Source organism: Streptomyces sp. NBC_00259 (assembly GCF_036181745.1).
Lineage (GTDB): Bacteria > Actinomycetota > Actinomycetes > Streptomycetales > Streptomycetaceae > Streptomyces > Streptomyces pratisoli.
Map to the genome: position 1 here is coordinate 7709698 of NZ_CP108080.1, position 17661 is coordinate 7727358.

General features: G+C 70.1%; 20 protein-coding genes. 8 read left to right on the forward strand and 12 right to left on the reverse strand.

Going from position 1 to position 17661, the window contains the following annotated elements:
• Positions 1-181 precede the first annotated feature (181 nt).
• Positions 182-748 carry a flavin reductase family protein gene (locus OG766_RS34585; RefSeq protein WP_328727150.1) on the reverse strand — a complete coding sequence of 189 codons (567 nt, stop codon included), beginning with the start codon at positions 746-748 and terminating at the stop codon, positions 182-184.
• Positions 749-1057: 309 nt separating this feature from the next.
• On the opposite strand from OG766_RS34585, the gene OG766_RS34590 reads away from it, so the two are divergent.
• Positions 1058-2266: an acyl-CoA dehydrogenase family protein gene (locus OG766_RS34590; RefSeq protein WP_266389018.1), complete on the forward strand. Its 1209-nt coding sequence runs from the start codon at positions 1058-1060 to the stop codon at positions 2264-2266.
• An 18-nt stretch (positions 2267-2284) separates the two neighbouring features.
• Here the strand turns inward: OG766_RS34590 and OG766_RS34595 are convergent, their stop codons facing one another.
• Complete coding sequence (locus OG766_RS34595) at positions 2285-3628, reverse strand: PucR family transcriptional regulator (protein WP_328727151.1); 1344 nt, start codon at positions 3626-3628, stop codon at positions 2285-2287.
• 352 nt (positions 3629-3980) lie between these two features.
• Entirely contained in the window at positions 3981-4616 is a 636-nt protein-coding gene (locus OG766_RS34600; RefSeq protein ID WP_266389024.1) for a TetR/AcrR family transcriptional regulator, read from the reverse strand.
• Between the two features lie 137 nt (positions 4617-4753).
• Between OG766_RS34600 and OG766_RS34605 the strand changes: the two genes are divergently transcribed.
• From OG766_RS34605 to OG766_RS34625, 5 genes are all read left to right on the forward strand, one after another.
• A complete protein-coding gene (locus tag OG766_RS34605; protein ID WP_328727152.1) occupies positions 4754-5899 on the forward strand; it encodes a VOC family protein in 1146 nt (381 codons plus the stop codon).
• Entirely contained in the window at positions 5896-6834 is a 939-nt protein-coding gene (locus OG766_RS34610; RefSeq protein ID WP_328727153.1) for a fumarylacetoacetate hydrolase family protein, read from the forward strand. Before OG766_RS34605 ends, OG766_RS34610 begins: the two co-directional genes overlap by 4 nt.
• The gene (gene mhpA / locus OG766_RS34615; RefSeq protein WP_328727154.1) at positions 6831-8444 is read left to right on the forward strand and encodes a bifunctional 3-(3-hydroxy-phenyl)propionate/3-hydroxycinnamic acid hydroxylase MhpA; all 1614 of its coding nucleotides are present in this window, start codon (positions 6831-6833) and stop codon (positions 8442-8444) included. Before OG766_RS34610 ends, mhpA begins: the two co-directional genes overlap by 4 nt.
• Positions 8445-8460: 16 nt before the next feature.
• Positions 8461-10479, forward strand: a complete 2019-nt coding sequence (locus OG766_RS34620; protein ID WP_328727155.1) for an acetoacetate--CoA ligase — start codon at positions 8461-8463, stop codon at positions 10477-10479.
• Between the two features lie 147 nt (positions 10480-10626).
• The gene (locus tag OG766_RS34625; RefSeq protein WP_266389039.1) at positions 10627-11250 is read left to right on the forward strand and encodes a malonic semialdehyde reductase; all 624 of its coding nucleotides are present in this window, start codon (positions 10627-10629) and stop codon (positions 11248-11250) included.
• Between the two features lie 136 nt (positions 11251-11386).
• Here OG766_RS34625 and rpsR read toward each other — a convergent pair whose 3' ends face one another.
• The 4 genes from rpsR to rpmG are packed head-to-tail and all read right to left on the reverse strand — an operon-like array spanning position 11387 to position 13301.
• Positions 11387-11635: a 30S ribosomal protein S18 gene (gene rpsR, locus OG766_RS34630; protein ID WP_328727156.1), complete on the reverse strand. Its 249-nt coding sequence runs from the start codon at positions 11633-11635 to the stop codon at positions 11387-11389.
• 50 nt (positions 11636-11685) lie between these two features.
• Positions 11686-12840 carry a CobW family GTP-binding protein gene (locus OG766_RS34635; RefSeq protein ID WP_328727157.1) on the reverse strand — a complete coding sequence of 385 codons (1155 nt, stop codon included), beginning with the start codon at positions 12838-12840 and terminating at the stop codon, positions 11686-11688.
• Positions 12840-13094: a type B 50S ribosomal protein L31 gene (locus OG766_RS34640; RefSeq protein WP_266389047.1), complete on the reverse strand. Its 255-nt coding sequence runs from the start codon at positions 13092-13094 to the stop codon at positions 12840-12842. The genes OG766_RS34635 and OG766_RS34640 overlap by 1 nt, the downstream gene beginning before the upstream one ends.
• A gap of 42 nt (positions 13095-13136) precedes the next feature.
• Positions 13137-13301 carry a 50S ribosomal protein L33 gene (gene rpmG, locus OG766_RS34645; protein ID WP_134028780.1) on the reverse strand — a complete coding sequence of 55 codons (165 nt, stop codon included), beginning with the start codon at positions 13299-13301 and terminating at the stop codon, positions 13137-13139.
• A gap of 68 nt (positions 13302-13369) precedes the next feature.
• Between rpmG and rpmB the strand changes: the two genes are divergently transcribed.
• The gene (gene rpmB / locus OG766_RS34650; RefSeq protein WP_266389050.1) at positions 13370-13606 is read left to right on the forward strand and encodes a 50S ribosomal protein L28; all 237 of its coding nucleotides are present in this window, start codon (positions 13370-13372) and stop codon (positions 13604-13606) included.
• On the forward strand, positions 13606-13911 hold the full coding sequence (gene rpsN, locus OG766_RS34655; protein WP_266389053.1) for a 30S ribosomal protein S14: 306 nt from the start codon (positions 13606-13608) through the stop codon (positions 13909-13911). The genes rpmB and rpsN overlap by 1 nt, the downstream gene beginning before the upstream one ends.
• Before the next feature lie 121 nt (positions 13912-14032).
• Here the strand turns inward: rpsN and OG766_RS34660 are convergent, their stop codons facing one another.
• The 5 genes from OG766_RS34660 to OG766_RS34680 form a co-directional block, all read right to left on the reverse strand.
• Entirely contained in the window at positions 14033-14506 is a 474-nt protein-coding gene (locus OG766_RS34660) for a hypothetical protein (protein ID WP_328727158.1), read from the reverse strand.
• A complete protein-coding gene (locus OG766_RS34665; RefSeq protein WP_266389059.1) occupies positions 14467-14790 on the reverse strand; it encodes a hypothetical protein in 324 nt (107 codons plus the stop codon). Before OG766_RS34665 ends, OG766_RS34660 begins: the two co-directional genes overlap by 40 nt.
• Positions 14791-14995: 205 nt before the next feature.
• On the reverse strand, positions 14996-16210 hold the full coding sequence (locus tag OG766_RS34670; protein ID WP_266389062.1) for a GTP-binding protein: 1215 nt from the start codon (positions 16208-16210) through the stop codon (positions 14996-14998).
• Between the two features lie 5 nt (positions 16211-16215).
• Positions 16216-16386 carry a 50S ribosomal protein L32 gene (rpmF, locus tag OG766_RS34675; protein WP_266389065.1) on the reverse strand — a complete coding sequence of 57 codons (171 nt, stop codon included), beginning with the start codon at positions 16384-16386 and terminating at the stop codon, positions 16216-16218.
• Positions 16387-17049: 663 nt separating this feature from the next.
• A complete protein-coding gene (locus OG766_RS34680) occupies positions 17050-17520 on the reverse strand; it encodes a hypothetical protein (RefSeq protein WP_328727159.1) in 471 nt (156 codons plus the stop codon).
• Positions 17521-17661 lie beyond the last annotated feature (141 nt).

Consider the following 17661-nt stretch of genomic DNA (forward strand, 5'->3'; position numbering starts at 1 on the left):
CCTGGACCACGGACTGCTTCGACTTCCAGCAGCTCTGCGCGGGACGGCACGCAGCCCGACCGACGTCCGGTGACACCACCAGGTCCGTGTGGTTCAAGGTGGGCGGCACACCTCCTGCCACCGGCGTCGCGGTGTCGGTCGCCGTCGTGCCGGATCACCGGCGGGGCGTGCGGGCCGGAGGTCAGATGTCCCACCAGTCGAAGGAATGGGTGGGCACGTGCCTGCCGCAGGCACGATCGAGGCGGACCAGTTGGCCGCGGTGGAAGATCAAGGGTTTGCGGGGGCCGCCGGCCGCGGCCAGACGCTGCACTCGGCCCACCACCGCTACGTGGTCGCCTGCGGGGAAACTGTCCTCCACGTCACACTCGATCCAGGCCGCCGCCCCGCCGAGGCGCGGAGCCGCCTGGTCCGTCAGTTCCCAGTCGCCGGTGGCGAACCGGTTGGCCGAGCGGCCTGCGAAGGCCGCGCACACCTGCTGCTGGTCTTCGGCCAGCACGTTCACGCAGAAGTGCCCTGAGCGGATGATCGCCTCTGCGCTGGCTGACTGCCGGCCGCAGTAGAAGACCACGAGAGGCGGGTCGAGGGAGACGGAGGTGAAGCTGCCTACCGTGACGCCCACCGGGCCCTGCGGCGTCGTGGCGGTCACCACGCACACCGAGGTCGGTACATGGCCGAGTACGCGGCGGAACACCGCGGGCTCGGCCGTGGTGGCGGTCGGGTCTGTTGCGGCAAGGGCGGTTGCGGACACAGCAATCTCCAGGGGAGCGGGAGCCGGACCATGCGCCGCCTGCCGTCGCTCGCGGCGTCGGCGGCGCGGGTTTCGCTCCAGTGAATCCACAGTTGCCTCCGCATGGCATTGGGCCGGGCGGCCAAGTCGGGCGCACGACTTAGGGCCACGGAATCAAGTTGTCGCCGAACTGGTCCGGCAGCCCAACCGGCAAGACGAACTCTGCGGTCCCGGACACACGACAGCGATGCGGACCGGGCGTGGAATGCCGGGAGCGGCACCTCGCCACGTGAGGTGCGCCAGATGAGCCGCGAAACTCCGGAGGACCCCATGACCACGACCACATCCGCCCCGCAGGTGACCGCCGCGTCCGCCGCGGCGCTGAAGGAGAGTGCGGCGGCACTGGTGCCCTTGCTGCGCGAGAACGCCGCCCGCACCGAAGCGGACCGCAAGGTGGCCGAGGAGAACATCGCGGCCCTGTCCGAGGCGGAGCTGTTCCGGTTGACCGTGCCGCGGCGCCTTGGCGGCCACGAGGCCGGCATCAGGACATTCCTGGAGATCACCTCCGAGCTCGCGCGCGGATGTGGTTCCACGGCCTGGGTGACAACGCTGATCAACGTCTGCAACTGGATGGTCGGTCTCTACCCCGAGCGGGCCCAGCAGGAGGTGTGGGGCGAGAACCCCGACGCGCGGGTGTGCGGAGTGCTCGCCCCCAGTGCCACCAGCCGGGCCGTCGAGGGCGGACTGGTCGTCACCGGACGCTGGGGCTTCGCCTCGGGCAGCCTGCACTCCCAGTGGGCGTGCCTCGGCATGCCCGTCGTGGACGCCTCCGGACAGCAGATCGACCAGGGCTCCGCTCTCATCCCGATGGAGGAGCTGACGATCGAGGACACCTGGTACGTGGCCGGCATGCGGGGCACGGGCAGCAACACCCTCGTCGCCGACGAGGTCTTCGTACCCGCGCACCGCATCCTGTCGGTGACCCAGGGCGTGCAGGGCACCTATGCGACCGAACGCAAGGACGAGGCGCTGTACCGCTCGGCGCTGGTTCCGGTGCTCGCGCTGGTGCTGGCGGGCCCGCAGGTGGGCCTGGCGCAGGCCGGCCTGGATGTGGTCACCGCCTCCCTCGCCAAGGGCAGGGGCATCTCCTACACCTTCTACGAGCGCGCCAGTGAGGCCCCGTCCACGCAGATCCAGCTGGCCGAGGCGGCCCAGCTGATCGACACCGCCCGCCTGCACCTGATGCGGGCCGCGGACGACATCGACAGCTGTGCTGCCCACGGCGAGTACATGCCTTTCGAGACTCGGGCCCGGGTGCGGATGGACACCGGCTACGTGGCCCGCCGCTCCCGTGAGGCCCTCGATCTGCTGCTGAGCATCCAGGGCGCCGGCAGCTTCGCCGAGGCCAATCCGCTGCAGCGGATCTGGCGGGACCAGGAGACGGGCAGCCGGCATGCGGTGATCAACCCGGCCATCGCCGGCGAGTTGTACGGGCGGGCGCTGCTGGGCATCGAGGAGCAGGTCACTCCCCTGATCTGAGCGAATCAGCCGTGATCGTCAGGAGCGTCGGGAAGCACCGTCATGCGAGCCGTCTTCCTCCGGTCGGAGCACGGCGGGGCCCAGCGTCTGCGCGGCCTCCAGGGCGGTCATCAGCTCGGGCAGTCGGTCCGTCAGGTCGTGCCCGAGCAGTTCCTGAGCACGCTTGACCCGGTAGGTGACGGTGTTGCGCGCCACGTGCAGCTGCGTCGCGGCGACCGTCAGGCTCCGCTCGTTGCGCAGGTACAGGCGCAGCGTCCGGCGCAATTGGCCCGCGTGCCGGCTGTCCGCCGCCAGCGCCCCCAGCTCGTCACTCACGAAGCGGCGCAGGGCGGGCAGGTCGGCCGAGACCAGGGCCGCCAGCTCGACATCCGGGTAGTCGACGACCGAGCCCGTGCTGCCGGGATTGAGCTGCATGACTCGGACCGTGTGCTGGGCGTCCTCATGCGACTGGCGGAACCCCGGCAGCCCGTGCCGTACCGAGCCGCAGGCGAAGCGGATGCCTTCCTGGTACGGCAACTCACCCGGCGTGCCGGTCGGGGGCGCGGCGTGCGGTTCTCCCCACGCCGACACAGTGGTCCGGCCGGTGGGGATGACCAGGGTCGACGTGCAGCCGCGCCGGTGCAACAGTTCGGCCGCCGCCCGCTGCAGATCGCCGGCGGCGTCCGCGGTCGGGCTGTCACACCAGGCGATGACGGCGAGATGGCGGCCCTCCAGCCGGTAAGCGAGGAGCTCACTCGCGGCTTCCTGCCGTACCGGTTGACCGCCGAGGATCAAGCGGACGGTCTCCTCGCGGGCTGCGGCGCCGCTGGTGAGCCAGCGGTCGTGCTCGGCCAGGTACTCGGCGGTCATCCGCGAGGAGAACTCGTCGACAAAGCCGAAGAGCAGCTCGGAGACGCGGCGGAACTGCTCCGCGCGTTCGGGCAGCGGAACGATTTCCTGGCACGCGGCCATCAGGGCGTTCGTCAGCGCAGCGTGGGCGACGCGGATGCCGCGCAGCACCTTGTCCAGGCCGAGGCGCCTGCGAGCGAACTCGCGGTCGCCCAGCAGGGATTCCTCCGGGACAACCCGGTCGGCCGCAGGGTCGGCCAGCAGGAGCAGCGCGTACAGCGTCGCGGCTTCGGTCCCCATCCGGAGCGTTTCGTAGGGCGCCGGTCCGCCTCCCAGTCCGGGAACCTCGTGGATGATGACACGGGCCAGCTCGTCACCGACAGCGATGGCCCAGGCCACGGGCTGGGGGCCGAGGCGGTCGGTCGCCTCGGTGATGCTCTGCGCCGAACTGGCGGGAGTACGCGGCGCGTCCCCACGGCCGGGAGCGAGCCGGTAGATCCAGTCGGCGGGACCGGATGTGTGGTGAGCCGTCATGACGCCGCCCTTGCCGTCGTGAGAGCAGCATGCGCTGCTGTGCCTTGCGGAGCTCCTGTGGTGAACGACTCGTCTTGGAGGACAAGCCGTTCTACCGGAGCTCCGCTTCCTGCGTCCGCCCAACCGCGAGATCCACAGCCGACCTTGCGATCAGGCACAACGCCGTAACTTCACGGCCTTGTCCCAAAGGCCGCTGCGGTGCCGAGTGCACAGCCGGCCCCGGCTGCGACACCGTCACCGGCCTCGACTCGCCCATCGCGGGCGTCGACGCGGCCCTGGCGGCCATGAAGTAGCCGCCCAGCGCAAACACGCGGCCCCCGGCATCCCTTCTGGACGCCGGGCCCCTGAGGTGTCAGTCGAGGCCGGGCAGGGTGCGCCGGGTGACCTCATGGGCGTCCTCCGGCGGGACGCCGAGCATGCGCAGGACCATCTCGGCCAGGTCCGAGGCGGCCTCGTCCCCGTCGAGGTCGGGGCGGGCCAGCCGCAGCGCCACGAGGGACATCAGGGTGCCGCCCAAGGCGGACAGGGCGGTGGTCGCGTTGCGGCAGGTGAAGCGGCCCGAGGCGATGCCGTTCTCCAGGTCGCGCAGGGCTCGATGGGCGAGGCCCCGGTCGGTGTGGATCTGGGCCAGACCGCGGTCACGCAGGATCCGCATGAGTTCAGGGTGGGAGTCGGCCATCCGGGCGGTGAGCCGGAAGCCCACGGCGACGAGCTCGGCCGGGTCGTCGATTCCTTGTACGCGCTCGTCGATGACCTGCCCGAACTCGTCCAAGGCGTCTGTCACCGCGGCGTCGAACAGCTCCGTCTTGGACTCGAAGTGGTTGTAGAAGGAGCCGAAACCGACGTCCGCGCGCTCGGCGATGGCCTGGATGCTGGCGCTGGTGTCCCCGGTCTCCGCGAGGATCTGCCGGGCCGCACGGACGAGCGCCTGACGGGTCTCGGCGCGGCGCCGCTCGAAGCGGTTCTTGGGCGGGGCTGACGTCGGCATACGGCGAGTGTAACAACCGTCGCGATCAGTCTGCCATTACTGATGAGATCATCAAATATTTGGGTCCACCCTATTGACGATGGGTAACGGCAAAGTTGATGATTTCCTCATTACAGCAGTGTTGCTTGGAGGACACCATGTCCCACACTCCCGTTAACAGGGCCGCTCCCCAGACGCCCCACCAAGACCTCCACAGTGAGCAGGGCGCCTCGCGCGGAGAGCACCCCGGACGGTCCCGGAATCCCGTGGTCAAGGTGGCCGACCTGGCCTGGCTGGAGTTCGAGAAGCCCGACCTGGACCGGGCCGAGGTCTTCGCCCGTGACTTCGGCTTCGCGATCGCCGCCCGCACCGAGCGCGAGCTGTGGCTGCGCGGCACGTTCGCCGGCTCGCCGTGCATGGTGATCCGCAAGGGGCGTACATCCCGCTTCATCGGCCCGGCGTTCCGCGCGGCCGAACGGGCCGACCTGGACCGGCTGGCCCGCGCCACCGGCAGTACCGTCGGGGACATCGGCGTACCGGGCGGTGGGCAGTCGGTCGCCCTGCTCGATCCCTCGGGCCTGCCGGTCCGGGTCGTGCACTGCGCCGAGCAGCTGCCCGCGCTGCCCGAGCAGGAGCCGCTGATCCTCAACTTCGGTACCGATCACCGTCGTACGAACGCCACCCAGCGTCCGCCCCGTGAGCCGTCCCGTATCCAGCGGCTGGGCCATGTGGTGCTGGAGACACGGGTGTTCGCCCGCACCCTGGACTGGTACCTGGACACCCTCGGGATGATCGTGTCCGACTTCCTGTTCCTGGACGGGCAGCGCGAGCGCGGGCCGACGATGGCGTTCATCCGGTGCGACCAGGGGAGCGTGGCCGTCGATCATCACACGCTGGCCCTGCACCTGGGGCCCGGTACCGGCTACGTCCACTCGGCCTATCAGGTCACCGACCTCGACGCGATCGGCGCCGGTGGGGAGTACCTGGCCGAGCGCGGCTACAAGCGCAGCTGGGGCATCGGCCGGCACATCCAGGGCAGCCAGCTGTTCGACTACTGGCGCGACCCCGACCACTTCATGCTGGAGCACTTCGCCGACGGCGACCTCTTCTCCTGCGACCTGGAGCCCGGCTGGGCACCGATGTCGGCGAGCGGCCTGTCCCAGTGGGGCCCGCCCGTCACCCGCGACTTCCTGGGCACCAGCCCGTCCCCCGCCAAGCTGCGCGAGGTCATGGCGGCCCTGCGCGGCGACAACGAACTCGACCCCGCACGCCTGCTGGGCCTGATGAAAGCGATGAGCTCATGAGCACCAACGTTCTGCGCACCTCCGACGGCTGGTGGGTCGTCCGCGACGAGCGCGCCGTCCGCGTCGAGACCAAGGCGGCCACCACCGCCGAGCTGCTCGCCGACCGGGACGCGGTCCGCGAGGCCGCTGCCTCCGCCGAGAGCGGCACGCCCGTCGACGACCTGGTGGCGCTGCCTCCGGTCACCACCCCGTGCCGGGTGGTCGCCCAGATGGTCAACTACCGTAGCCACGCCAAGGATTCGGGCTTCACCGGCGACATCCCGCCCACCTTCTTCCGCAAGGCGTCCGGCTCGGTCAGCGGCCCCCGTGACGCGATCATCCGCCCCGCGCACGTGAAGTTCCTCGACTACGAGGTGGAACTCGGCCTCGTCATGGGCGCGACCCTGCCCGTGGGCACCGTCGTCGAGGAGCAGGACCTGCCCCGTTACGTCGCCGGCCTTGTCCTGACCAACGACGTCAGCGCCCGCGACGTCCAGCTGACCAAGACCCAGTTCTACGAGAGCAAGTCCTATCCGACCTTCACGCCGACGGGGCCGTACCTGGCCCTGCTGGAGCCCGAGGACTTCGCCCTGCTGCTCAACCTGCGGCTGCGGCTGTCGGTCAACGGCGTGTCGCGCCAGGACCGCACGCTCGCCGACATGATCGTACGGCCCGCGCAGGCGCTCACCCTGCTCGCCCGCTTCCAGACCCTCGACCCGGGCGACCTGCTGCTGACCGGCACGCCCGGCGGCACGGCCCTGAAGGCCCCGCCCAAGCCGATCGCGAAGATCAGTGCGTTGCTGTCGCCCGCGGTGAGGTGGAAGGCGTTCTTCAAGAGCCAGGCCAAGAACCCCCTTTACCTGCGCGACGGTGACCTCATCACCGCCACGATCGCCAGTCCCGACGGGCAGATCGACCTCGGCGAGCAGCGGACCCCCGTTACGGACGCACCATGAAGGCCGTATCCCGGATACCGGTGGTGATCATCGGTGCCGGACCCGTCGGGGTCACGGCCGCCCTCCTGCTCGCCCGGCACGGAGTGCGCAGCGTCGTCCTGGAACGCCACCGGGACGTCTACCCCCAGCCGCGCGCCGTCGTCGTGGACGACGAGATCCGCCGGATCCTGCAGAGCGTCGGTGTCCACGAGGAGTTCGCCGCCCTCGCACGCCCGGCGCGCGGGCTACGGCTGCTCGATGCCAAGCGCCGCATGATCACCGAATTCCCGCGGTCCCTGCACGGGCACCACGGCTTCCCGCAGACCAGCATGTTCGACCAGCCCGAGCTGGAACGCCTGCTGCGCGACGCCCTGGCGCGCCGCCCCGAGTGCGAGCTGTGGGGCGGGGTGGAGGTCGTGTCCGTCACCCAGGACACCGACGGATCGAACGATCCCACGGGTCCGGTCCGGGTCACCTTCCGCCGCGACGGCAGCGACGAGGTGGAGCACGTGTGGGCCGATGCCGTCCTCGGCTGCGACGGTGCGGGCAGTCTCACCCGAGACGCCATCGGCGCCGTGTGGGAGGACCTGCACTTCGAGGAGAGCTGGCGGGTCATCGACGTGCGCACCAGCCGCCCGGTACGCACCTGGGAAGGCGCCGAGCAGATCTGCTGCGCCAACCGGCCGGGCACGTTCATGCGCGTCGGCGAGGACCGCTACCGCTGGGAGTTCCGGCTGGCCGAGGACGAGCACCTGGACGGCCCGGACGGGTGGGGGCGCCTGCGCGAGCTGGTCGCCCCCTGGGTGGACCTGCCGCCCGATGTCTCGGCGGCCGACGACTTCGAGGTGATCCGTCAGGCGCAGTACACCTTCCGGGCCCGTCTCGCCGACCGGTGGCGCCGGGGGCGTGTCTTCCTGCTGGGCGACGCCGCCCACCTCACCCCACCCTTCGTCGGGCAGGGTCTGTGCGCGGGCCTGCGCGATGCCTACAACCTCACCTGGAAGCTCGCCCGCGTGCTCCAACAGGGCGTACACGAGGGGCTGCTGGACACCTACGAACGCGAGCGCAAGCCGCACGCCCGCCATGTGATCCGCGTGGCGGTCGCCGTCGGCTGGGCCATGACCGGCGGGCAGGACCGAGGTGCGGCGTTCCGCCGGGCCGTGGTGGGCACGGTCTGTCGCATCCCTGGCGTGACCGCGGCGGTGAGCCGTGACCTCAGCCCCGCCCTGACCGCCGGTCCACTCGTACGGCGCCGCCCCAGGCTGACCGGCCGCGTGCTGGCCGGCACCTTCTGCCCGCAGCCCTGGGTACGGCACGACGGCAGGCGAGTGCGCCTCGATGACGTCCTCGGGGACTCCTTCGCCGTCCTGACCGCTGTGCCGCCCACGGCGCAGATGACGGCCGTGGCCACGGCACTGGGCGCCCCGACGATCCACGTCGACGACCTGGGCGACGACGACACCCTGGCCGGCTGGCTGGCACGCGGGCGGGCCGATGCCGTCCTGCTGCGCCCCGACCGGGTCGTGATGGACACCGTCCGGACCGGCACCGGCGACTTCACAGACACCGCCGCCTGGGCTCCCCTGCTGCACACGGTCCGCCATACCGCCGATGTCCGGCGCGTCTCCTGACGAGGAACACCACTCCATGACCAGCCCGCACCTCACGCCGTACCCGGAACCCTTCTTCACCCCCGACCCGAAGACGGCCGCCCGCAGCCGCATCGCGGACTTCGCCCGATGGGCGGCCCGGCACCAGGGCGCCGAAGGGATCCAGGACCCCACCGACTACCAAGCCCTGTACCGCTGGTCCGTCACCGACCTGGAAGGGTTCTGGGCCGCGGTGTGGGAGTACTTCGACATCGACGCGACGACCGAGTACGAGCGGGTGCTGGCCGAGGAGACCATGCCCGGCGCCCGCTGGTTCCCCGGCGCCACCCTCAACTACGCTCACCACGCGCTGCGCAACCTGCAGCCGGACGCTCCCGCCATCACCGCGCTGGACGAGACCGGAGCCGGCTACGAGATCACGGGCCGGGAACTGCGTGCCCGGGTCGCCTCCGTCGCAGCCACCCTGCGTGACCTGGGCGTCGGACAGGGCGACCGGGTGGTGGGCTATCTGCCCAACACCCCCCACGCCGTCATCGCCTTCCTCGCCACCGCCAGCCTGGGCGCGGTGTGGTCGGTGTGCGGCCAGGACTACGCACCCAAGGCCGCCGCCGACCGCTTCGCCCAGCTCGAACCCACGGTGCTGATCACCGCGGACGGCTACCTCTTCAACGGCACCACACACGACCGCCGGACCGCCTCGCTCGAACTGGCCGCCGCCCTGCCGACGCTGACGGCCACGGTGCTCGTGGAGCACGTGGGCCTTGCCTGGCCCGAGGGCGGGCACCCGGGGCTGACGGTTCCCTGGGAGGACGCCGTCACCCGCACCGAGTACCTCACCATCGTCCCGGTGCCGTTCGACCACCCTTTGTGGGTCGTCTTCTCCTCCGGCACCACCGGAGTGCCCAAGGGCATCGTCCACGGGCACGGCGGGATCCTGCTCGAACACCTCAAGATGCTCGGCCTGCAGACTGATCTGGGCACCGGGGACCGCCTGCTGTGGTACACCACCACCCACTGGATGATGTGGAACCTGGTCGTCTCCACCCTGCTGACCGGCGCGACCACCTGCACCTACGACGGCAGCCCGGCGCCGCTCGCGCGACCGGACATCCTGTGGGAGCTGGCGGCCCGCCACAAGGTCACCGTCTTCGGCACCAGCCCCCAGTACCTGCTGGCCATGAGCAAGCTGGGCATCGAACCCTCCGTGCACGACCTCTCGGCCGTCCGCGTCATCGGCTGCACCGGCTCCGCTCTGCCCGCCTCCGCCTACCCCTGGGTCCGTGACCATGTGGGCCCCGGTGTCCAGCTGGCCTCCACCAGCGGTGGCACGGACGTCGTCTCCGGCTTCGCCGGCAGTGCCGCCACGACCCCGGTCTGGGCGGGGGAGCTGTCCGCCCCCGGCCTGGGCGTGGCGCTGGCCGCCTACGACGACCAGGGAGCGCCGGTTCTCGATCAGGTCGGCGAACTGGTCGTCACCCGGCCCATGCCGTCCATGCCGCTGTACTTCTGGAACGACCCCGACGGCAGCCGCTACCGCGACGCCTACTTCGGCGCCTACCCCGGTATATGGCGGCATGGCGACTGGATCACGCTCACCTCGCACGGCTCGGTGATCGTCCACGGCCGCTCCGACGCCACCCTCAACCGCAACGGCGTGCGCCTGGGCAGTGCCGACATCCACGATGTCGTCGAGCGCCTCCCCGAGATCACCGAGGCCCTCGTCATCGGCGCGGAGGAACCCGGCGGCGGCTACTGGATGCCGCTGTTCGTGGTCCTCGCCGACGGGGTCGGCCTGGACGATTCCCTGCGCGACCGGATCCGCGACACGATCCGCGCCGGCGCCTCACCCCGCCACGTGCCCGACGAGATCCTCGCCGTACCGGCTCTCCCGCACACGAAGACCGGCAAGAAGCTCGAGGTTCCCGTCAAGCGCCTGCTCCAGGGTGCTCCCGCCGAGCAGGTCCTGAACCCTTCGGCGGTCGACAACCCCGACCTGATCGCCTTCTTCGCCCGCCTGGGCGCGGAGCGGAACAAGCGGTCAGCAGACCACACATGACGTCGGCGGGGCCACAAGCCCACGTGGCAGCACCGGGTCCTTGTGCCCCGCCCGGCTCCGCAAACCCGGTCCCCACCACGTGGTGCCGGGGCGGTCAACCCGCCCCGGCACCGCACCCCCGCACAACCGAAGTAAGAGAGAGAAACCATGAGCACGACCGACCGCGAACCGCAGGCCCTCGATGTCCTTGACGACGGAGGGCGAAAGGTGCTGTTCACCGAGGCCCGCACCGCGAACACCTTTGCCGCAAGGGCTGTTGCGGACGACGAACTCGCCATGATCTGGGAACTCGCCCGCTGGTCGCCGAGCGCCGCCAACGGTCAGCCTCTGCGTGTGCTCTTCGTGCGCACCCGCGAGGGCAAGGAGCGACTGGTCCGGCACCTCGACGAGGGCAACAGGGCCAAGACGCTCAGTGCACCGGCCGTGGCGATCCTGGCGTACGACGTCGACTTCCACGAGCAGATGCCGACCGTCTTCCCGGCCCGCGGCGAGATGCTGCGAGCGGCGTTCGCCGACCTGACGGAGAAGCGCGAGAGCCTCGCGGCCTACAACTCGGCATTGCAGACCGGGGTCTTCCTGCTCGCGGTGCGCGCAGCGGGGCTGGCGGCCGGCCCCATGGCGGGCTTCGACCGGGCCGGCGTGGACGAGGAGTTCTTCGCCGGTACCAGCTGGCGCTCGCATCTGGTGGTCAACATCGGCCACCCCGGTGCCGACCCGTGGTTCCCGCGGCTGCCCCGCGTGCCTGTCGAGGACGCCGTTGCCTGGGCCTGACGGCACCGCCGCCGCCTGGTTGCGTGGGATCGAGATCCGAAGTCCTAGTACCCGAGCGCGGTCGGCGTAGAGGTGAAAGTGCTATGCCGTGGGCGCCGGTGCTCTCCTGAGTACCGGCGCCCACTTCCCCTGTCGCCTACTGCGCGCCGGCGCGGGCGGCGTACGGCAGGAGTGCCATCTCGCGGGCGTTCTTGATCGCTGCGGCGATCTGCCGCTGCTGCTGGGCGGTGACGTGGGTGACGCGGCGGCTGCGGATCTTGCCGCGGTCGGAGATGAACTTCCGCAGCAGGTGGGTGTCCTTGTAGTCGATGTATGTGATCCCGGCCGCGTCCAGGGGGTTGGGGCGGGACGTGATCGGTTTGCGGGGGTCGTGGCGGCGGGCCATGGGTGCTCCTGTTTCGGTGCGGACTTCGGACGGGTGTCTGGTGCCGGGGGTTATGAGACGGGGGCGAGGAGGGTGTCGAACGCGGCCGGCAGGTGCTTCCACGCTTCGGGGCCGGCGGCGTACTCGTCGTCGGTGAGCAGGCAGGACTCGAGGAGCTGTGTCAGGCCGTCGCGGTCGAGGCCGGGGGAGGTGAAGACGAGGTGCTGGCAGCAGTCGCCGTGCTCGGGGTGCCAGTCCAGGGCGGCAGCGGCCCGGCGGATCGGGGGCACCATGTCCCATGCGGCGTCGGGCAGGGAGGCCAGCCACGGGCCGGCGTTCTCCACGCACAGCGCGCCGCCTGCGGCGTCCCAGGCGAGGAGTGTGTCGGGGCGGTCGGCGAGCCAGAACCGGCCGCGGCTGCGGGCGGCGCTGCAGCAGAGGTCTTCCAGTGCCTGGTAGAGGCGTTCGGGGTGGAAGGGGCGGCGTCGGTGCCAGACGAGGGTGGCGACTCCCGCTTCGTCCGCGTCCTGGGGCAGCAGGGCGCAGGCCGGGTGCTGGGCGGCGGCTGCCGCTTCCACGTCGAAGCCGGCGAAGGCCAGTTCGGCGAGTTCACCGGACCCGGCGGGCACCCGGCGGGCAGTGGGGTGGAGTTGGGCAAGGAGGGCGTGGTCCTCGTCGCCGGCGTCCTCGCTGTCGACGAGAACAAGCACGGGCGCGTACTCCAGCTGTCGGGCCCAGGTGTCGCCGACCGTGCGCTGGTCGGTGGCCGCGGCGGCGAGACCGGCTTCGGCCAGGTCGTCGCCGTTGGCGAGGTAGGGCAGGACGAGCGAGACGTCAACGGCGGTCATGACGTTGGTGAGTTCGAGGGCGTCGCCGCCGTGCGCGACGACGACCTCGGCCATCGCCTTGGGCTCGACGGAGTCCCACAGTTCGACGATCGCGAGTCGGGCCAGACCGTCGGCGGCCAGGCGCTCCAACTCGGGGACCAGGTCTTCGCGCAGCGCGCAGCAGGCGCAGTCGTTGACGAGCGGGGCATCGCCGTACGACAACTCGCCCGAGGAGTCGCGCACCAGGCGCCGCAGGGTGCCTTCGGCCGCCGTGGCCAGATCATGGTGAAGGGCGACGCTGCCGGGAACGGTGCGCAGGAGACGGTCGACTACTTCCTTGCGGGCATCGGAATGGAGCCCGCCGACGATCACGACGGGCAGTCGGGGCCTGTTCTGCATCAGTTCGCCCCGCCGCGGCCGTAACGGCGCTCGAATCGCTCGACGCGGCCGGCAGTGTCCAGGACGCGGGCGGTGCCGGTGTAGAAGGGGTGGCTCACGTTCGAGATCTCGACGTCGACCACGGGGTAGGTGTTGCCGTCCTCCCACTCGATGTTCTTGTCGCTGGTCATGGTGGAGCGGGTGAGGAAGGCGGAGCCGGCGGCCTTGTCGCGGAAGACGACAGGGCCGTACGGGGGGTGGATTCCGGGTTTCATGACGGTGTCCTTCTGGGCCGGGTCAGGGACAGGGTGGTGGGGTCAGCGTTCTTCGCGGAAGTCGACGTGCTTGCGTGCGATCGGGTCGAACTTGCGCAGGACCATGCGGTCGGGATCGTTTCGCCGGTTCTTGCGGGTGACGTAGGTGTAGCCGGTCCCCGCGGTGGAGCGGAGCTTGATGATCGGGCGTACTTCGTTGCGGGCCATGGGCGCTAGTATATGACAATGGTTTCCATTACCAAGAAGAAGCCGTCTGAAGAGAGGCAGGTAACACCTTGTCCGCCCACTGCCAACTGACCGGCGCCCAGCCGGGCTTCGGCAACAACATCTCCCATTCGCACCGGCGTACGTCCCGGCGCTTCGACCCCAACATCCAGCGCAGGCGGTACTGGCTGCCGAGCGAGGGCAGGCATGTACGCCTGACGCTCAGCGCCAAGGCGATCAAGACGATCGACAGCATCGGTATCGAGGCGGCCGTGGCCCGCATCCGCGCCCGGAGGGTGAAGGTCTGATGGCCAAGCAGAGCAAGATCGCGAAGAACGAGAAACGCAAGGCGATCGTCGAGCGGTACGCGGCCCGGCGGGCCGAACTGAAGGAGACCATCCGCCGCCCGGACACCCCGGAGGCGGAGCGGGCCGCTGCCCTGGCGGAGCTCCGGCGGCAGCCACGCGATGCCAGCGCGACCCGGGTACGCAACCGGGACAGTGTCGACGGCCGGCCCCGGGGGCACCTGCGGCGATTCGGGCTGTCCCGCGTCCGTATGCGCGAGCAGGCCCACGCCGGCTTCCTCCCCGGAGTCACCAAGTCCTCCTGGTGATCCTCGCAATCGATGCGCTGTCGGCCGTGACTCGGCGGAGTCACGGCCGGCAGCGTGCCGGAAACCGCCCTGTGGACGCCCCAATGCGGCCGTCACGCTGGGCTCTTCCGTGCGGCGTGCGTCAATGCACCCGACGGTCTTCCAGAGGAGCCGCCCTCAGCTCCTCTGTCGTGCGGGGCAGATGGTGGTTGACCAGTCGGGCCGAGTTCCGACGACCGCGATGCTGCTCGTGTTGTGGAGCAGGGCCGCGAGGACGGGATTCATGGATCCGCCCGCGCTGGCGAGCAGACCGGCGAGGTTGACGCCGATCGCCAGGCCGTAGTTTGCCGCACGACGCGCAGTGTGTGCCGGTTGAGTTCGAGGAAGGCGGCGACCTGGCGCAGGTCGTTGCCGGCGAGGCGAGGGCGAGGCCGAGGGCGGAGTCGGGGGCGAGGACGAGGGCGGGGGCGTCATAGGTGCCGTCGCCGACCATGGCGACGGTGTGCCCTTCGCCCTGCAGGTCGCGGATCAGTTGGAGTTGGGCGTGGACTTCCGTGATGCCGAGGGTGTCGGCGACTACCTGTGCGGCCTCGGGTGCGTCGCCGGTGAGCAGCACCAGGCGGGAGACGCCGAGATCTCACAGCTGCTGGATGACGGTCCCGGCCTCGGAGCGTACGGCGCGGAGACCCCGAGCAAGCCGATGAGGTCTTCGTCGTGGGCGAGACAGATGAAGGTCTCGCCGCCCCGTCGGAGCCGTTCGGTCCATCCCTGGGCCTCGTCGGTCAGAGCGACGCCTTTGTGGCCGAGCAGTGCGGGGTTGCCGACCAGTAGCCGGGTGCCGTCCAGTTCGGCGCGCATGCCCATGCCGAGGACGACCTCGCAGGCATGGTGGATCGGCACGGATCTTCAGCAACCCGTCGGGTTCGTTCACGTCGGCTCGCGGTTGTCTGGGAGAGGCGTCACGATAGCCGTGGGATCCGCTGCTCCCAGAGGTTGGTCGATCCCGCGATCGTCGGCACACGGTCGAACCGGCATGGCAGCCTCTACTACCCCCGTACCGGGTTGGGCAGTGCCGTGGCTGCGACCACTGCCCAACCCGGAGGCTTTACATCCGCGGTACGAGCTCGGCGTGCTCGTGGCCGCGACCGTGCCCGTACCCCTGCTCGGACACGTGCTCGTGCTCGCATGCGTCGTCGATGCCGTAGGTGTCCCACGCGGGAAACGGATCGACGGCCGGGAGGCTCTCGCTTTCCTCCATGAGGCAGTCGGTGAGGGCGGCCTGGAGTGCCTCGGTGCGCAGGCCGGTGCCGATGAAGACCAGTTCCTGGCTCTGGGCGTCGCTGTCCGCGTCCCGGATGCCCGAGGGTTCGAAACGGGCTACGGAGCCGGCCTGCGACCACAGTCCCGTCACGTGGGGACGGCTCGCCAGCCGGAAGAAGCCCTTGGAGCGCAGCATCTGTCCGAAGGTTCCGCTGTCGAGTTCCTCGGTGACGAACGTCCACAGGCGGCCCGGGTGGAACGGCACCTCGGAGCGGAAGACCATGCTGGAGATGCCGTACTCCTCGGTCTCCGGGACGTGGTCGCCGTTGAGTTCCATGACCCAGCCCGGGGCCTGCTGCGCACGCTCCAGATCGAAGAGGCCGGTGCCGAGCACATCGCCGAGGCCCACCCGCCCGCGGGTGGCAGCCACGATCCTGGCCGCCGGGTTGAGACGAGTGAGAGCCGCCCGGAGCCGGTCGGCGGCCTCCGCATCGACAAGGTCGAGCTTGTTGAGCACGATGACATCGGCGAACTCGATCTGGTCCATCAGCAGGTCGCTGACGGTGCGTTCGTCGTCCTCGTACTGCTCGAGTCCCCGCTCGACGAGCCCGTCCCCGCTTTCCAGTTCCGGCAGGAAGTTGGCGGCGTCGACGACCGTGACCATGGCGTCGAGGCGGGCCAGGTCGCCGAGGGTGGCACCGTCTTCGCGTGGGAAGGTGAAGGTCGCTGCGACGGGCATCGGTTCGGAGATGCCGCTGGACTCGATGAGGAGGTAGTCGAAGCGGTCCTCGCGGGCGAGGCGGTCGACCTCCTTGAGCAGGTCGTCGCGCAGGGTGCAGCAGATGCACCCGTTGGTCATCTCGACCAGGTGTTCCTCGGTCCGCGACAGGGCGGCCTCGCCGCCGCGCACCAGTGCGGCGTCGATGTTGATCTCGCTCATGTCATTGACGATGACCGCGACGCGCAGACCTTCGCGGTTGCTCAGAACGTGGTTGAGCAGAGTGGTCTTGCCCGCTCCGAGGAAGCCGGACAGGACGGTGACGGGCAGTCGTTCGGCCATGCCCGTCAGCCTTCAGGGCGCAGCAGACCGCGCTCGTACGCCTTGGCCAGTCGCTGCGGCACCAGATAGGCGACGCCGTCGACCGTGATCGGCACGAGCTGCGGCGTGATCGCCTTCCACTGAGCGCGGCGGTGACGGGTGTTGCTGCGGGACATCTTCCGCTTGGGTACAGCCATGGTTCGGGTCCTCTCTGGGCGGCGACGCAGACGCTACATGAAAATGGGTTCCATTTCCAATGAAGGCGTTGTGTCGCTGAGGCATCGGGACCTCGAAGTGCACCGTGCGGAAACCGGGACCGTGCTCACCGGTCGTCCGGGCATCGATGACCTCCTTGGCCATGGCTCCGCCAGAAAGCTTCGGCTCCCTCCGCATGGCATTGGTGTGCAGATAGAGGCTGTCGTAGCCCGGGGTGGTGGCGAAGTCGCATGCCCTGCGCACCAGGGCCCGAGCCAGACCGTGCCGCCGGTGCTCGCTTTGACGCAGATACGGACGATCTGCGCGGTCGAGCCCGGCGGGTAGCGCTGGGCGAGCCGGCGCGGGTGCAGTGGACGAGCGGACCGGCCGATCGCACGCCGGTCGTGGCCACCACCTCGCCGCCCTGCACGGCCACCAGCAGCAGATGCCGGGGGTTGTCCAGATCTGGCGTCGAACGGCACCGGCAAAATCGCGGAGGTTACGACGAAGGCAGGCAGGAGGGTGCCGTTGAGCCCCTCCTGCCTGCCGCCCCGGACACGGTCAGGAGTCGCTGATCCTTAAATCAGCTCGCCGCCTCCCTACCGCCAACGGGTATCACCGGCGACGTGCACGGTCTGAGGCCACCCGTGCCAACGGCGCCTGTCTCACCGGTTGTCGCGGCCCCGGTCGGACCGGTTCGAGTCGCGGTCGTTCCGCTCCCAGTCGCGGTCGGACCGGTTCGAGTCGCGGTCGTTCCGCTCCCAGTCGCGGTCGGACCGGTTCGAGTCGCGGTCGTTCCGCTCCCAGTCGCGGTCGGACCTGTCGTGCTTCCAGCCGCAGTCCTCGTCATCCCAGTAGTTGAAGTGACCGCGACGGTCGTACTGGTCCGAGTTCGCGTAACAGTCGCTGTGGTGTCGGGTGTTATACCCGTCCCAGCGGTAGTCCACCTCGGAGTCGTGCCGGTAGGCAACACGGTCCCCGCGGTGGTCGTCGGTCTTGACGCCGACGGTCGGGCGCTGCACGTGCGCAGACTCAGGAACCGCGGCCGAGGCGGTGCCCCCGGCGCCGAGTACGGCTCCACTCGCGACCGCGGCGGAGGCGGCAGCGAGAGAAATGCGCTTCGTGAGCTTCCTCATGGATATCTCCTTCGTGTTGGCGTTGTCCGCAAACCCAGCGATTGATCATGCAATTGGTGCGGTGCGCCATCTATGTCTAAGCCGTTATCGGCGAGGTTCACCCTTGTCAGGGCACAGCCGGCGGCCACCAGTCGAAACAGA

Bases quoted from the DNA above. Each gene is read 5' to 3' on its own strand.
- OG766_RS34590 (WP_266389018.1), top strand. From the start codon at position 1,058: ATGACCACGACCACATCCGCCCCGCAGGTGACCGCCGCGTCCGCCGCG.
- OG766_RS34595 (WP_328727151.1), bottom strand. From the start codon at position 3,628: ATGACGGCTCACCACACATCCGGTCCCGCCGACTGGATCTACCGGCTC.
- OG766_RS34600 (WP_266389024.1), bottom strand. From the start codon at position 4,616: ATGCCGACGTCAGCCCCGCCCAAGAACCGCTTCGAGCGGCGCCGCGCC.
- OG766_RS34605 (WP_328727152.1), top strand. From the start codon at position 4,754: ATGTCCCACACTCCCGTTAACAGGGCCGCTCCCCAGACGCCCCACCAA.
- OG766_RS34610 (WP_328727153.1), top strand. From the start codon at position 5,896: ATGAGCACCAACGTTCTGCGCACCTCCGACGGCTGGTGGGTCGTCCGC.
- mhpA (WP_328727154.1), top strand. From the start codon at position 6,831: ATGAAGGCCGTATCCCGGATACCGGTGGTGATCATCGGTGCCGGACCC.
- OG766_RS34620 (WP_328727155.1), top strand. From the start codon at position 8,461: ATGACCAGCCCGCACCTCACGCCGTACCCGGAACCCTTCTTCACCCCC.
- OG766_RS34625 (WP_266389039.1), top strand. From the start codon at position 10,627: ATGAGCACGACCGACCGCGAACCGCAGGCCCTCGATGTCCTTGACGAC.
- rpsR (WP_328727156.1), bottom strand. From the start codon at position 11,635: ATGGCCCGCCGCCACGACCCCCGCAAACCGATCACGTCCCGCCCCAAC.
- OG766_RS34635 (WP_328727157.1), bottom strand. From the start codon at position 12,840: ATGCAGAACAGGCCCCGACTGCCCGTCGTGATCGTCGGCGGGCTCCAT.
- OG766_RS34640 (WP_266389047.1), bottom strand. From the start codon at position 13,094: ATGAAACCCGGAATCCACCCCCCGTACGGCCCTGTCGTCTTCCGCGAC.
- rpmG (WP_134028780.1), bottom strand. From the start codon at position 13,301: ATGGCCCGCAACGAAGTACGCCCGATCATCAAGCTCCGCTCCACCGCG.
- rpsN (WP_266389053.1), top strand. From the start codon at position 13,606: ATGGCCAAGCAGAGCAAGATCGCGAAGAACGAGAAACGCAAGGCGATC.
- OG766_RS34670 (WP_266389062.1), bottom strand. From the start codon at position 16,210: ATGGCCGAACGACTGCCCGTCACCGTCCTGTCCGGCTTCCTCGGAGCG.
- rpmF (WP_266389065.1), bottom strand. From the start codon at position 16,386: ATGGCTGTACCCAAGCGGAAGATGTCCCGCAGCAACACCCGTCACCGC.
- OG766_RS34680 (WP_328727159.1), bottom strand. From the start codon at position 17,520: ATGAGGAAGCTCACGAAGCGCATTTCTCTCGCTGCCGCCTCCGCCGCG.